This is a genomic window from Terrabacter sp. R4-6 (genome assembly GCF_057529065.1).
This window is the reverse complement of record NZ_CP197224.1, coordinates 2595515-2608843: the sequence shown is the minus strand read 5'-3', so window position 1 is coordinate 2608843 and position 13329 is coordinate 2595515. Positions and strand designations below refer to the sequence as shown.

At 72.7% G+C, this 13329-nt stretch carries 13 protein-coding genes and 1 pseudogene; 8 read left to right on the top strand and 6 right to left on the bottom strand.

The window, feature by feature from the left end; genetic code table 11:
• Nucleotides 1–31: 31 nt before the first annotated feature.
• The gene (locus ACSSS0_RS12195) at nt 32–202 is read left to right on the top strand and encodes a hypothetical protein (RefSeq protein ID WP_435987670.1); all 171 of its coding nucleotides are present in this window, start codon (nt 32–34) and stop codon (nt 200–202) included.
• Between the two features lie 21 nt (nt 203–223).
• On the opposite strand, the gene ACSSS0_RS12190 is transcribed toward ACSSS0_RS12195, so the two are convergent.
• Nucleotides 224–1069, bottom strand: a complete 846-nt coding sequence (locus ACSSS0_RS12190; protein ID WP_487228176.1) for a PHP domain-containing protein — start codon at nt 1067–1069, stop codon at nt 224–226.
• A 72-nt stretch (nt 1070–1141) separates the two neighbouring features.
• On the opposite strand from ACSSS0_RS12190, the gene ACSSS0_RS12185 reads away from it, so the two are divergent.
• On the top strand, nt 1142–1534 hold the full coding sequence (locus tag ACSSS0_RS12185; RefSeq protein WP_487228175.1) for a VOC family protein: 393 nt from the start codon (nt 1142–1144) through the stop codon (nt 1532–1534).
• 26 nt (nt 1535–1560) lie between these two features.
• Here the strand turns inward: ACSSS0_RS12185 and ACSSS0_RS12180 are convergent, their stop codons facing one another.
• The 3 genes and pseudogenes from ACSSS0_RS12180 to ACSSS0_RS12170 form a co-directional block, all read right to left on the bottom strand.
• Nucleotides 1561–3018, bottom strand: a complete 1458-nt coding sequence (locus tag ACSSS0_RS12180) for an HNH endonuclease signature motif containing protein (protein WP_487228174.1) — start codon at nt 3016–3018, stop codon at nt 1561–1563.
• Nucleotides 3019–3081: 63 nt separating this feature from the next.
• A pseudogene (locus tag ACSSS0_RS12175) lies at nt 3082–4037 on the bottom strand (IS1595 family transposase).
• Nucleotides 4038–4154: 117 nt separating this feature from the next.
• Nucleotides 4155–5087, bottom strand: coding sequence for a DMT family transporter (locus ACSSS0_RS12170; protein ID WP_487228173.1), 933 nt, complete (start codon nt 5085–5087; stop codon nt 4155–4157).
• Between the two features lie 178 nt (nt 5088–5265).
• Between ACSSS0_RS12170 and ACSSS0_RS12165 the strand changes: the two genes are divergently transcribed.
• Together ACSSS0_RS12165 and ACSSS0_RS12160 are read left to right on the top strand one after the other, a co-directional pair.
• Nucleotides 5266–5763 (top strand): cysteine dioxygenase, encoded by a 498-nt coding sequence (locus tag ACSSS0_RS12165; protein ID WP_435987676.1) that lies wholly within the window; start codon nt 5266–5268, stop codon nt 5761–5763.
• Nucleotides 5760–6206, top strand: a complete 447-nt coding sequence (locus ACSSS0_RS12160; protein WP_487228172.1) for a rhodanese-like domain-containing protein — start codon at nt 5760–5762, stop codon at nt 6204–6206. The genes ACSSS0_RS12165 and ACSSS0_RS12160 overlap by 4 nt, the downstream gene beginning before the upstream one ends.
• Here ACSSS0_RS12160 and ACSSS0_RS12155 read toward each other — a convergent pair.
• Entirely contained in the window at nt 6106–7050 is a 945-nt protein-coding gene (locus tag ACSSS0_RS12155) for a LysR family transcriptional regulator ArgP (RefSeq protein WP_487228171.1), read from the bottom strand. The two genes, ACSSS0_RS12160 and ACSSS0_RS12155, sit on opposite strands and share 101 nt — an antisense overlap.
• Nucleotides 7051–7120: 70 nt before the next feature.
• Here ACSSS0_RS12155 and ACSSS0_RS12150 point away from each other — a divergent pair, with 70 nt between their 5' ends.
• The 3 genes from ACSSS0_RS12150 to ACSSS0_RS12140 all read left to right on the top strand — a co-directional run bounded on the left by ACSSS0_RS12150 (nt 7121) and on the right by ACSSS0_RS12140 (nt 11032).
• Nucleotides 7121–7717, top strand: a complete 597-nt coding sequence (locus tag ACSSS0_RS12150) for a LysE/ArgO family amino acid transporter (protein WP_487228170.1) — start codon at nt 7121–7123, stop codon at nt 7715–7717.
• Nucleotides 7718–7862: 145 nt separating this feature from the next.
• On the top strand, nt 7863–8021 hold the full coding sequence (locus ACSSS0_RS12145; RefSeq protein ID WP_487228169.1) for a hypothetical protein: 159 nt from the start codon (nt 7863–7865) through the stop codon (nt 8019–8021).
• Nucleotides 8022–8059: 38 nt separating this feature from the next.
• Entirely contained in the window at nt 8060–11032 is a 2973-nt protein-coding gene (locus tag ACSSS0_RS12140; RefSeq protein WP_487228168.1) for a helix-turn-helix transcriptional regulator, read from the top strand.
• 6 nt (nt 11033–11038) lie between these two features.
• Here the strand turns inward: ACSSS0_RS12140 and ACSSS0_RS12135 are convergent, their stop codons facing one another.
• The gene (locus tag ACSSS0_RS12135) at nt 11039–12247 is read right to left on the bottom strand and encodes an MFS transporter (protein WP_435987682.1); all 1209 of its coding nucleotides are present in this window, start codon (nt 12245–12247) and stop codon (nt 11039–11041) included.
• A gap of 58 nt (nt 12248–12305) precedes the next feature.
• Here ACSSS0_RS12135 and ACSSS0_RS12130 point away from each other — a divergent pair, with 58 nt between their 5' ends.
• Nucleotides 12306–13295, top strand: a complete 990-nt coding sequence (locus tag ACSSS0_RS12130; RefSeq protein WP_487228167.1) for an ArsR/SmtB family transcription factor — start codon at nt 12306–12308, stop codon at nt 13293–13295.
• Nucleotides 13296–13329: the final 34 nt, after the last annotated feature.

The following is a 13329-nucleotide window of genomic DNA, read 5'->3' as shown; positions in this document are numbered from 1 at the left end:
GCGGGATCATGATGAGCGCAGGCTTTCTGCCATGGACATCATCTTCTTCATCGCCATGATCGTCGCCATCGTCGCAGCCCTCGGGCCGCACCACCGCCGGACGTTCTCGCTGCCACGCGCCCCCTTCGGCGCCGACGCCGAGGCCGACCGCGACATCGAGCGCGTCCTGCACGACGTGCCCACCACCCCCATCCCCCGCTGAACCCCTGCCGGCCGGGCGCCGTCAGTCGGTGCGCGCCCAGAGGTCGTGCGGGTCACCGCCGGGCCGGAAGCCGCAGGCCTCGGCGAGGTGCCGGGCGTCGCGGAACCGACGCGCCAGCGATGCGGGATCGTGCGCGTCGCTGCCGAAGCTCACCGCACCACCGCCGACGTCGTGCCACCAACGCACGACCGTCGGGTGCAACGGCAGGACGGTGTTGATCTCGAGGGCCTTGCCGGCTCGTGCCACAGCCTCCAGGGCGTGGCGGAACTCGGCCTCGAACTCCGCCGGGTCGAAGGGGCCGTCCGCGGTCTCGTCCCACGAGCGGACGGGGTAGTCGACGTGGGCGAGGACCTCGAAGGTGTCATCGACCGCGACCATGGCTGCGACATCGCCCAGGTAGGTGCGGACGATGTCCGCGGCCGGCCTGCGGCCGAAGAGCTCGCCGGGCTCGGTCCAGCCGTCGCCGTCGGGCAGGCAGTGCAGGGAGCCGAGGATCCGGTCGAAGGTGCCGGCCGCCAGGACGCGGCCGACGGCCTCGGCGTGCAGGTGCGGCTCGCCGAGCTCGAGCCCACTGAGGATGCGCAGGCCGGGGTAGCGCTCCCGGCACTGCGCGACGGCCTCGAGATAGCCGGCCGCGTCGAACGGGCCGGGGGTCACCAGGCCGTCGGACGACGTGAAGGTCTGCAGGTGCGCATCCTCGTCCACGTGCGAGCGGTCGAGCGACCAGACGGTGTGGTCGACGTGCTCGGTGAACGCCACGGCCGGCAGCCCCAGCTCGAGCGCTCGTGCGCACGTGCGGTCCATCGACCCGTGCGCCGCATCCCACGACCACTCGGTGTGCACGTGACTGTCCGCCGGGAGCGTCATCCGGCCACGCTAGGCCCACCCGCCACCATTCGGTGGGTCAGGACCGTCCGAGCCGGGTGACAGGGTGGCCGCATGACTTCTCCCACACCGCCACCCGTCGGCCGACTCGCCTCCGTCTCGCTCGACTGCCCGGACCCGTCGGCCCTCGCCGACTTCTACGCGGGGCTGCTCGGTCTCCCGCGCGCCTACGAGAGCCCGGACGGCGGGGTCGTGTCACTGTCGGACGGCGGGCTCGCCGTCACGATGATGCGCGCCGCCGACCACGTCCGGCCGACCTGGCCGGGGCCCGGACAGCAGCAGCAGGTGCACCTCGACATCCTCGTCACCGACCTCGATGACGGCGTGGCGCGCGCCGTCGCGCTCGGCGCGGCCGAGGCCACTCACCAGGCGGCCCCCTCGGCATGGCGGGTGCTCGTCGACCCCGCCGGTCACCCCTTCTGCCTCACGACAGTCACCGGCGACTGACACGTCGCCCGCCGACGCAGGTCAGGTCAGAAGGGCGGCGGATCGGCGGCGGGAGGGGGCGCGTGAGGAGGCACGGGGACGAGCGGTCGGGGCGGGCCCGAGCCGGGATCGCGGAGGGCCTCGCGCCAGTCCCTGGGATAGGTGATGTAGTCACGACCGGCGAGCGAGGACCACGCGATGCCGTCGTCGCGGACCCGCTCGACCTGCCAGACCCCGGCGGTCTTGCCGTTGTGGCAGCCCCGGCTCAGCGAGTCGGAGTTGGAGACGTGGGTCGGGCCGGTCGGCCATGGGACGAGGTGGTCGAGGTCGCACCGGTCGGCCGGGACCTGGCAGCCGGGTGCGCGGCAGACGCCGTCGACGGCGCGCACGTGCTCGACCATCGCGGGGGTCGGGCGGTAGCGGTCGGTGGAGAGCTCGAGGGCTCGGCCGGTGTCGACGTCGACGGCGAGGGGCTGCCAGACCGAGCCCGGTGCGGTCATGATCTGCCGGGCGTGGGCGGCAGTGACCCAGCCATGGCCGGGCAGCTCGCACGCGGCGTCGGACGTCCCGACGGCGACCTCGAACGGCACGACGATGCGGACGGTCGCGGGCGCGGCGTCGGACAGCAGGCCGGCGCACGTCGGCCCCTCGTCGACACCGACACCCGTGCCGGACGGCACGACACCGAAGAGGGCGAGGTCGCAGAGCAGGTCGCTGCGCAGCTGGTCGATGCTGCGGTCGTCGCCGGCCGCTCGGGCGGTCCGGGCGAGGGCGTCGACCCGGTCGAGCACGCCGACGACCCGCTCGGCCGGCGCGACGACTGTGAAGAGGCCCATGCCGTCCTCGACGAGGCGGCCGTACGCCGTGCGACGCAGGCGCGAGGACCGGCGGCGCTCCTCGGCGGCGCGGGAGTCGGCCGAGCGGACACACCGCTGCAGCCGCGTGGCGAAGAGGCGCGCCGAGGCGACCGAGCCGTCCGGCGCCGGCGCGAGCACCGTGGCCTCGAGGTCGGGGAGGACCTCGTCGCCCAGCGCCCGCGTCTCGACGACGACACGCAGGGCTCGCTGGAGACTGACGGCGCCGGCCCGCAGCCGCTCACGCAGCACCCGGTGACGCCGGGGTGCGGTGGCGAGCTCGAGCCGGCGGGCGACCTCGGTCGCGCCCACGCCGGTCGCACAGGCGATCTCCTGCGCGGCGACCTGGTCGGCCGTGATCGGGACCGGCGTGCTCGTCGTCAGTCGGGCGAGCTGCTGCTCCTCGACGGAGTGCAGCGCTGCGTAGGCGTCGACGAGACGACCCTCGAGACGAGCCTTCTGGACCTCGAGGCGCTCGATCTGCGACAGCACCGCGTCGGCCGTGTCGTCCAACGTGAGCGAGGCGCTGTGCTCTCGGGCACGCTCGGCGTCGGCCTTGGCCTGACCGAGCAGCCAGACCGCGCGAGGGTTGAGGCTGCCGCCCCCGGCTGTCGCGTCGGGCGCCGGACGCCCGGTGTCGAGGAATGGCACGAACTCACTCCTCCCACCCGGGTCGCCGACTCCTCCATTAGAACACATGTACTGCATATCTGCTTAGGTGAAGTCCGGTATGCCGGTTTCTGGCTTGAGGAGGTCCTTCAGCGGATGCGGGGTTGTGTCGACGGCTTGCTCGAGCAGGCGATAGAAGAGGAGGCCGCGTGACTTGGCGTTGCGGCGGTTGAACCGGAAGGTGTACTCGTCGAGGTAGTAGGGCAGGTGCGCTTCCTCGACGCGGAAGTGCAGGGTGCCGATGAGCCAGCGCTTGAGCAGCGATGCGACCAGGTGTACGCCGGGCAGCACGCTGGCCTTGTCGGGGGCGGAGTAGCCGAGGGTGAACTCGTGGGTGTAGCCGAGGTCGGCGAGCCGGCGCAGGGTGCGGGCGCCGTCGGTGCGGATCGTGGAGCCGGGCTCGATGACGGTGGTGGCGAAGTCGACGAGCTGGGCTGTTCCGGGGTGGTCGGCGACGGCGAGCCGCACCCGGCCCAGACGATGAGTCTCGTTGCGCTCTATGGCAATCATGACCGCGACCTTGTCGCCGTAGCCCCCACCGCTGTTACGAGTGGCGCCACCGATCATCGTCTCGTCGAGCTCCACGATGCCGGAGAGCTTGTCGCGTTCAGGCCGGACCATGGCCCGGCGCAGCTTGTGCATCCACGCCCACGCCGTCTCGTACGAGCCGAACCCGAGGACCCGTTGCAGCCCCAGCGCGGACATCCCGTTCTTCTGCGAGGTCAGGAACCAGATCGCCGCGAACCAGGTCGACAACGGCGTCCGCGTCCGGTCGAAGATCGTCCCTGCGGTCACCGACGTCCGCCGCCCGCAGGCCCGGCACATCCACAACCCGGCACCCGTGCGCCAGAACTCGCGCTGCTCACACTTGGGGCACACGAACCCGTCCGGCCACCGCAGCCCGGCCAGGTGTCCAGGCACGACTCGTTGTCCGGGAACCACTCCAGCAGCTGCTGATACGTCGACGGATAATCCACACCCCGAACCGGATTCGCGGTCATCCACAGATCCTACTTCACCCAAGCAGATATGCAGAACACATGTTCGACTGGCTGTGAAGACCCATCCACACCCTGATCCAGTCCGATCCCCTTGCGTCGCAAGGCGATCGGAACCGCTCACTCCTCCGCGGTCGAAGCCACTCGGGGCTTGCGCCGCGTCAGCAACACCCCGGCGATGCACAGCGCCCCACCGACGAAGGTCAGGGGCGGTGGCACCTCGGAGAGCAGCGCCCAGGCGATGAGCGTCGCGATGAAGGGCACGAGAAAGGTCGTCAGGGTCAGCGTGCCCGCGTCGCTGCGTGCGAGGACGTAGGCCCACGTCGAGAAGGCGATCGCGGTCGGGAAGATGCCGAGGTAGGCGATCCACCACAAGGTGCTCGGGTCGCTGTCACGCACCACAGTGACGAGGTCGCCGCTCCACGGCAGGCACACGGCGGCGCCGATGATGCAGGCGAGCCAGGTGACCTCGGGACCCGGCAGCCGCCCGAGGAGAGGCTTCTGCGCGAGGACGCCCACGGCATACGTCACCGCGGCGAGGACGGCGAGCCACACGCCCACCATGTCACCGGAGTCGCCGGCGGAGAAGCCGCGCGCGATGACGACGACGCCGGCGAAGCCGACGGCCATGCCGATGAGCAGCCAGCGGGTCATCTTCTCGCCGAGGAAGACCGTGGCGAGGAGCGCGACGATGATCGGCCCGATCTGCACGATGAGCGCGGAGGTGCCGGCATCGATGCGCCGCTCCGCCTCGTTGAGCGCGAGGTTGTAGATGCCGAACCAGCCGACGCCGCAGAGCAGGAGCAGGGGCCAGTCGCGACGGGCCGGCCACGTGCGCGGCCGACGGAAGACGAGCACCCCGAGGGCGACCGACGCGACGAGGAGACGCCCGAGCGACAGCGCGCCCGGCGGCACGTCGCGGCCGAGGTGGCGGATGGCGACGAAGGCGGACGCCCACAGCAGGAGCGTCACGGCCACGGCCGCGAGGACGAGCCACCTCGTGCGACGAGCGTCGGTCGGGGCCTGGGATGCGGTGCGGGAGTCCACGGTCACCCGAAGACCGTAGGCGCCTGCACCGACAGGGCGCCGCCGGTTTTCCGGTCAGATGTCCCCCACATCCCGCCACCACGAGCTCGCCTTGCTGCTCACGGCATACATAAGTTAGCGTTTGTCTTATAGCAAGACTTGGTTATGTTTTACCTTCAGGCCCCACCTCCCGAAAGGCTCGACCATGTCCCGCGGCGCACAACGCACCACCGTCGACCTCGCCGACACCGCCCGTCGGCTCGCCCGTCAGCGCGCCCTCTGGCAGGGACTCGTCGACTTCGACCCCATCACGCGCTACTACGCGCGGCTCCTCGCCGACCACGACCACGAGGCCTGGCTGCTCACCTGGCTGCCCGGCCAGGGCACTCCGTGGCACGACCACGGCGGGAGCGCCGGCTCGTTCGTCGTGCTCCAGGGCGTCCTCACCGAGGAGGTCGCGGGCTACCGCTCGGCCGTCGACCTCGACAACGTCCGGCGCGTCACCGGACCGGGCGTCCGGCTCACACCGGGCGACCAGCGCACGTTCGGCACCCGCCACCTGCACCGCGTGACGAACGCCGGGTCCGACCCCGCCGTGAGCCTGCACGTCTACGGGCCCAGACTGACGACCATGACGAACTACCGCGCCGTGGACGGCGTCCTCGAGGTGGAGGAGCAGGCCGAGGTCGGGGTCGACTGGTGACCCGAGCGGCCCGACCCCGACCCCGCACCATCGACGAGGTCCTCGCCGAGGCCCGTGGTCGCCTCCCACGACTCACGCCCCAGCAGGCCGAGGCAGCCCGTGCGGACGGCGCGCTCGTCGTCGACATCCGCCCCGCCGCCCAGCGCGCGGCCGAGGGTGAGCTGCCCTTCGCGACGGTGATCGAGCGCAACGTCCTCGAGTGGCGCCTCGACCCGTCGAGCGACGCGTCGCTGCCCGTCGCGAGCCACGACCTCGAGGTGGTCGTCCTCTGCCAGGAGGGCTACACGTCCAGCCTGGCGGCCGCCGCGCTCCAGGACCTCGGCATCCACCGCGCCACCGACGTCATCGGGGGGTATGCCGCGTGGCGGGCCTGGCTGGCCGATGCGCCGTCGAGCTCCGTGCCGTCGGGCGACGGGGCGCGGCCGACGCAGCAGCCGACCTGACCGACTCGCTCAGCCGGTCGAGGTGCGCGGACGGCAGCCGCCACCGCTGCCAGTAGAGCTGGACGTCGACGTGGTCACGCGACCCGAGCCGCACGAGCTCTCCTGCATCGAGCAGCGGCCCGAGCTGCGTCGTCATGAGCGCACCCCAGCCGAGCCCGGAACGGACCGCCGTCACGAAGCCGCCACCGTCGGGCACCTCGTGCGTCGGCGGCGCACCGGTCACCCGGTGCCGTTCGAGGATGCGCTGCTGGATGTCGTCCTTGTCGTTGAACCGCACGAGAGGCATCGAGGCCCAGTCGATCCCGCGCCCGATGCGATGGCGGTCCACGAGCTGGGGCACCGCCGCCGGCACGTAGCGCATCGTCACGAGGGGCTCGGTCGAGCAGCCCTGGACCGGCGTCGGGTCGGACGTCACCGCTCCGAGCACCTCACCGGACCGGAGCAGCCGGGCCGAGTGGTCCTGGTCCTCGACCCGCAGGCGCAGCACGACGTCGTCCCACGCGGCCGCCTCGGTCAGCACCGCACCGAACCACGTCGACATCGAGTCCGCGTTGACCACGATCGGCAGGTCGACCCGGGACCGGCCGTCGGTGACGAGACCCGCGAGTGCCTCAGACTCGAGCAGCCTCTGCTGGCGGGCGAGCCGGACGAGCGCCTCACCGGCACTCGTGGCGCGACAGGGGGTGCTGCGCACGACGACGACCTGGCCGACCTCGGCCTCGAGCGCCTTGACCCGCTGGCTCACGGCCGACGGCGTCACGTGCAGCCGCCTGGCCGCCGCGTCGAAGGTGCCGGTGTCGACGATGGCGAGCAGGGTGGAGAGGTGCTCGGGCTGGAGCCGCATGAAGCCATGCTAATGATGCTGAAGAAACCTTCGCTTCACTGAAGGCCACCGTCCCTCTACCGTCGAGGGCGTGACCTCCCTCCTGCCCGGCTTCCTCACGATGGCGTCGCTCATCGTGGCCATCGGCGCGCAGAACGCCTACGTGCTGCGCACCGGTCTCGCGCGCCACCACGTCGGGCTCGTCGTCGCTGTCTGCGCCGTCAGCGACGCGGTCCTCGTCCTGGCCGGGGTGATCGGCGTCGGGGGTCTGGTCACGGCCCACCCGGAACTGCTGACGGTCGTGCGGTGGGTCGGGGCGGCATACCTCGTCGGCTACGGACTGCTGTGCCTGCGCAACGCGCGCCACCCCACGGGTCTCGAGGCCGGCGGCACCCAACGGTCCCGCAACGGCGTGCTCGCGACCGTCCTCGCACTCACGTGGCTCAACCCGCACGTCTACCTCGACACCGTGCTGCTCGTCGGGTCGCTCGCCAACCAGCACGGACCCGAGGGTCGCTGGTGGTTCGCCGCCGGCGCCGCCCTCGCCAGCGTCGCGTGGTTCACCTCGCTCGGCTACGGCGCCCGCCTGCTCGCCCCGCTCTTCGCCCGCCCCGGCACGTGGCGCGTCCTCGACGTCGCGATCGCCCTCGTCATGTTCACCATCGCCGCCACCCTCCTCCTCGGCTGAGCTCCTACCTCAGACGGTCCACACGGCATACGCCATCGGATCTGAGGTAGCCGGCGGGCAGGGATAGGGCGGTCGTCCGATGTGGGGGTCTACCTCAGCAGCCGAGTCTGGAGGAGTCCAGAAAGGCACGAGCAGAGGAAAGACCATGACCACCCAGTACGTCGACTTCCGCACCGTCCAGGTCGAGATCGAGTCCCGCTACCCGCAGCGTCGTCGCGTCCGCCGCGACTCGTCGCTCGAGATCATGCGCCGCACCCTGGCGCGGGTCTCCCGAGAGGAGAACAACCCGGGCCGCACGCGGTGACGACGGCGACGCGACCCGTGTCGCCGACCGTCCCGCTGATGTCGGCGGAGTACGCGATGATTCCGCGTATGCCGCTCAGCACCGGGCCCCTCATCGGGCGGGACACCGACCTGTCCCGTCTCGCCGACGCCATCGGACTGCGCCCCACCCCGGGTGCCCGGCCTGGTGGCGTCGTCGTGCTGTCCGGCGACGCGGGCATCGGCAAGTCACGGATCGTGGGGCACCTCGTCGACGAGGCCACCGCAGCCGACTGGTTCACCGCCGTCGGCCACTGCGTCGGGCAGGCGGGCAGCAGCCTCGCCTACCTCCCCTTCGTCGAGCTCGTCGGCACCATCGACGCGGGCCACCCCGACGTCGTCGAGCGCGTGCTCGACACGCATCCCAGCCTCGGGCACCTGCTGCCGGGCCGCGCCGACGCACCCGACGGAGACCGCTCCGGACGCAGCACCGACCCCGGACAGGTCGCCGAGGCCGTGCACGCGCTGCTGTCCGCGCTCGGCGACACGCAGCCGTCCCTCCTCGTCATCGAGGACGTCCACTGGGCCGACCACTCCTCGCGCGACCTCATCACCCTCCTGCTGACCCGCGGCTTCACACGCGCGGTCGGCCTCGTCGTGACCTACCGCTCCGACGACCTCTACCGCCGCCACCCCCTCCACGAGACGCTCGCCGTGTGGGCGCGCATCGCGGGGCTCGAGCACGTCGACCTCGCCCCGCTCCCCGACGACGCCGTCCGAGAGCTCGTCTCCGGTATCGAGGGCGCCCCCACCGACGCCGCGACGAACGCCGAGATCGCCCGTCGCTCCGAGGGCAACCCTTTCTTCGCCGAGGAGCTCGTCGCGAGCGCCGCGGCCGGCCAGGCCCTGACCGGCGGACTGAGCCGCGTGCTCCGCGCCCGCGTCGAGCAGCTCGACGAGACCGCTCAGCGCGTGCTCCGGGCCATCGCCCTCAAGGGCGGCCAGTACATCGGCCACGACCTCCTCTCCCGCGTCGTCGACCTCCCCGACGAGACGCTCGAGGCCGCGCTGGCCGCCGCCGTCGAGCACCACGTGCTCGAGGCCCGCTGGCCCCCGGCCTACACCTTCCGCCACGCCCTCCTCGGCGAGACCGTCGCCGACAGCCTCCTTCCCGGCGAGCGCCTCCGGCTCCACCGGGCGTATGCCGCCGTGCTGGCCGAGCGCCCAGAGCTCGCCCCCGCGTCCGAGCTCGCCCGCCATGCCGCCGCCGTGGGCGACCTGCCGACGGCGGTCCGCGCCAGCCGGGCCGCGGCCGAGTCGGCCATGGCCGTCGGTGGTCCGCAGGAGGCGCTGCTCCACCTCGAGCGGGCGCTCACGTGGCTCGACGAGGACGACCCCGAGCGCGACGAGGTGACTCTCCGGGCGTCGCGTGCGGCGATGGTCGCCGGCGAGCCGATCCGCGCCATGGACCTGCTGCGCGACCGGCTCGACCACCCCGGCACGGCCCAGGAGCCGGGTGCTCGCGCCGACCTGCTCTCGACGCTCGTCATCCGTTCGCGCATCCTCGACCTGCCCATCGACTCCATCGCGCTGACCGACGAGGCGCTGTCGCTCATCGGCGAGGAGGCCGACGAGCGCCGGGTGCGTGTGCTCGTCGCGCGGGTGCAGGCGCTCGTCGACCACGGCTCCTTCGTCGAGGCCGCCGTCGTCGGCAACGAGGTGTCCCTGCTCGCGGAGCGACTCGGCCTGGGTGGTGCGCTCGCCGAGGTGCGCACGATCATGGCGCGCATCCTCGAGGCGCAGGAGGACTTCGACTCGGTCGAGACGCACCTGCGCTCGATCGTCGCCGACATCGACCCCGACGACCCGCTGCTGCTCCGCGCCCTCCACCAGCTCGCGTCGCTCGCGCACCGCCGAGGCGACCTGCCCGGGTCGCTCGCGCTCTACGACCGCGGCGCCGACGTCGCTCGGCGGATGCACCGTGAGTGGGCACCGTGGGGGCAGGAGTGCCGCCTCCTCGGCGGGCTCACCGCCTACGAGCTCGGCGACTGGGACGGCGCGGCTCGGCGCCTCGACCTCGGGGGTCGACCGGCCCCCCAGCCGGGCCGCACGATCTTCACCGGCGCCGCGCTGCTCGTGCACGCCGGTCGCGGCGACCCCGTCGACCCCGACCTCGTCGACGCCCTGCGGGAGTGGTGGCCCGTCGACGGCCTCTGCGTCGTGCTGACGACCATGCCCGCCGTCGACGTGCTCGGGCAGGCGGGCGACCTCGGCGGGATGCTCGACCTCACCGAGGAGGCCGTACGCGTCCTCGACGCCACGTGGGGCGAGTACCACGCCGTCGTGCGCCTCGCCGCGCTCGTGGCCGGGCAGGCGGCCTCGCTCGTGCCGCGTGCCGACCCCGACCTGCGGGCCCGGGCCGTCGCCGTCGTCGACGACCTCGCCGAGCGCGGCCGGCGCATCAGCGAGCTGCGTCCCGCGGTCGAGAAGGCGAGCCGCCCGAAGTTCGAGCGCGCGGCGGCCGAGTCGCTCGAGGACACGAGCCGCGAGACGTGGGCGTGGACCGCGCGGCTCGAGGCCGAGGTGCTGCGCCTGCGCCGGGTCGCCGGGGTCGAGGAGCCGCCGCCCGTGGCCGAGCTCGTCGACGCCTGGCGCGAGAGCGTCGCGGCGTTCGAGCGCTACGGCCACGTCTTCGAGGCCGCACGCTCACGGGCCCGGCTCTCCGAGGCGCTGCGGGCCGCGGGCGACGACGCCGGGTCCCGCACCGTCGCCGAGCAGGCCCGCGAGGTCGCGGTCCGGCTCGAGGCCAAGCCGCTGCTCGCCGAGCTCGACGCCGTGCGCCCCGGAGGCGCGACGGTCGAGCTCACCCCGCGCGAGCTCGAGGTGCTGGCGCTGCTGGCGCAGGGCCTGACCAACGGCCAGATCGGCAAGCAGCTCTACATCAGCACCAAGACCGTGAGCGTCCACGTCTCCAACCTCCTCGCCAAGCTCGGCGCCTCCGGACGCACCGAAGCGGCCGCCATCGCCCGACGCCGGGGTCTCGTGACCGGCTGAGGTCGGTCAGGCCGCGGCGCCCTCGAGCACGGCGGCCCCGGGCCGCGACCGGCGCAGACCGGGCGTGAGCGCGATCGAGACGACGACGGAGGCGACCGCCATGACGCCCATCGCGTGCGCGGCCGCGACCGGCCCCATCCCCAGCGCGCTCGCCACGACGCCGCCGAGGAGCGCCCCGAGGGCCTGGCCCACCATGAGGCCGGTGCCCTGCAGCCCGAAGACCTGGCCCCGCGCCTGCGCATCGGTGTGCGTCACCAGCCGCTCCTGCAGCGGGAGGCTCGCGGAGTAGCCGACGGACGCCACGAAGGCCAGCGCGGCGGCATACGGCAGGGACGGGACGGCGAAGAAGGCGAGGTAGGGCACGGCGAGCAGCAGCCGCAGCGGGCCGATGAGCCGGTCGCGCACGGCCACGGCGAGGAACCGCCCCACGACGACGTCGCCGAGCAGCATCCCCGCGGCCGTGACGGCGAAGAGGTAGCCGGCGCGCTCGCCCGCGAACGGCACGAAGAGCGCCTCGCACCCGACGATGAGGCCGTTGGGGACCCACATCGTCAGGTAGAGCGGGCGGATGACGCGGGACCCGAGCAGCGCACGGTTGACCTCGCGGGTCCGGCGCACGAGGGAGGCGCCCGCGTGCCGCGGCGGGTGGTCCGCCAGGCCGAGGCGGAGCAGCACCACCGCCACGAGGAGCGCGGCCGCGGAACCGAGGAACAGCTCGGTCGTCGTGAAGGTGATGAGGAGCAGCCCGCCGATGCCGTAGCCGACGATCTGCATGCCGCCGACCGCGATGTTCATCGTCGCCCGACCGAGGATGAAGCCGTCGGGCGGGAGGATGTCGGAGACGAGCGCCATCATGCTGCCGCCGAGGGCCGAGGTGATGAGCGGGCCGACCGCCAGCAGGGCGAACCGCCAGCCCCACGCGAGTCCCGGGATCGCCTGGAGCAGGTCGCTCACCATCGTCGTCGTGAAGACGAGCACCAGGGCCGTCCGGGGCCGCACGAGGTCGGAGCCGGAGCCGAAGAGCGTCTGGCCGACGATCCGCATGAGCGGCGCGCCGAACATCGCGAGCGCCGTGAGGACCGGCGACCCGGTGGCCGCGAAGGTGATGGTGCCGAGCGCGAGGGACGCGACGGCATACGCCCCGATGTTGATGCACTGGACGAGGAAGAGGACCCGGAACTCACGGATGGCGAACAGCTGTCGGTAGGTCTTCACCCGATCCACCCTGACGGCCGGTCGATGTCGACGCTAATGTTTCGGCAGGAGGCGAAACATGGGGACGTGGCAGATCTCGGCCGACCTGCTGGCCCGGAGCCGCTTCGTCGTGTCGCCGCGCATCGAGACGGTCGGCGCGCTCAACGACCTCGTGCGGCCCTCCGACCCCGAGGGGCGCGCCCTCGCGGCTGCCCACGGGGAGGCGTTCCGGGCGATGCTCGACGCCCACCCGGTGCGGCGCGCCGTCCTCGACCACAGCTGGAAGCCGCAGTGGATCTCGGACTGGCTGTGCCTGCCCCCGGCCTCGGGTGGACGGACCTTCGCCGAGGAGCTCGACGACGTGCGCGCCCTCGGTGACGACCTGATGCGTGACTGCCTCGCCGAGAGCTCGCCGACCCGCGATCTGCCCGACGCGCTCCTCGCCGACGGCCTGACCGAGCACGGTGTCGAGCTGCTCGAGTGGGTCTGGACGCATGCCCTCGCCACCGACTGGGCCCGCCGGGAGCGGATCCTGCGTGCCGACATCGTCGCCCGCACGTCGCGCCTCGCCACCCAGGGATGGGCGGCGGTGCTGCACGACCTCGGCCGCGACCGCGAGTGGGTCGGCGACGGCCATCTGCGCATCAACAACTACGACCTGCCCTCGCGGGTGCTCCCGGACGACGCCGACCTCTTCTTCGTGCCCGTGAACCACCGCGCTCGCTGGGTGGGCTGGCTCCTCCCGCAGAGGTATGCCGTGTACTACCCGGTCGCCGGAGCGCTCGCTCGCGTCGACGCCGGGGCTCCCGACGGCCTCGAGCGTCTCGTTGGGCGCAACCGCGCCCGGCTCCTCACCGCTCTCGAGTCACCCTCCAGCACAATGGGTCTCGCGGCCACCACGGACCTCGCGATCGGGTCGGTCGGTGACCATCTCAAGGTGCTCCTCGCCGCGGGCCTCGTGCTCCGTCGGCGGTCAGGGCGCGAGGTGCTCTACTGGCGCACGGCCGTGGGCGACGCGCTCGTGGCGTCCGGTTCGGGGTCGCCCGGTGACGGCGTCCCCGCCGGCTGAGGGGAGTTCTCCCCATGTACCGCAACGACGCCCA

What these genes read in the sequence shown, in the direction of transcription:
- ACSSS0_RS12140 (WP_487228168.1), top strand. Translation starts at nt 8,060, where the DNA reads ATGTCGGCGGAGTACGCGATGATTCCGCGTATGCCGCTCAGCACCGGG.
- ACSSS0_RS12165 (WP_435987676.1), top strand. Translation starts at nt 5,266, where the DNA reads ATGTCCCGCGGCGCACAACGCACCACCGTCGACCTCGCCGACACCGCC.
- ACSSS0_RS12155 (WP_487228171.1), bottom strand. Translation starts at nt 7,050, where the DNA reads ATGCGGCTCCAGCCCGAGCACCTCTCCACCCTGCTCGCCATCGTCGAC.
- ACSSS0_RS12190 (WP_487228176.1), bottom strand. Translation starts at nt 1,069, where the DNA reads ATGACGCTCCCGGCGGACAGTCACGTGCACACCGAGTGGTCGTGGGAT.
- ACSSS0_RS12145 (WP_487228169.1), top strand. Translation starts at nt 7,863, where the DNA reads ATGACCACCCAGTACGTCGACTTCCGCACCGTCCAGGTCGAGATCGAG.
- ACSSS0_RS12185 (WP_487228175.1), top strand. Translation starts at nt 1,142, where the DNA reads ATGACTTCTCCCACACCGCCACCCGTCGGCCGACTCGCCTCCGTCTCG.
- ACSSS0_RS12195 (WP_435987670.1), top strand. Translation starts at nt 32, where the DNA reads ATGGACATCATCTTCTTCATCGCCATGATCGTCGCCATCGTCGCAGCC.
- ACSSS0_RS12130 (WP_487228167.1), top strand. Translation starts at nt 12,306, where the DNA reads ATGGGGACGTGGCAGATCTCGGCCGACCTGCTGGCCCGGAGCCGCTTC.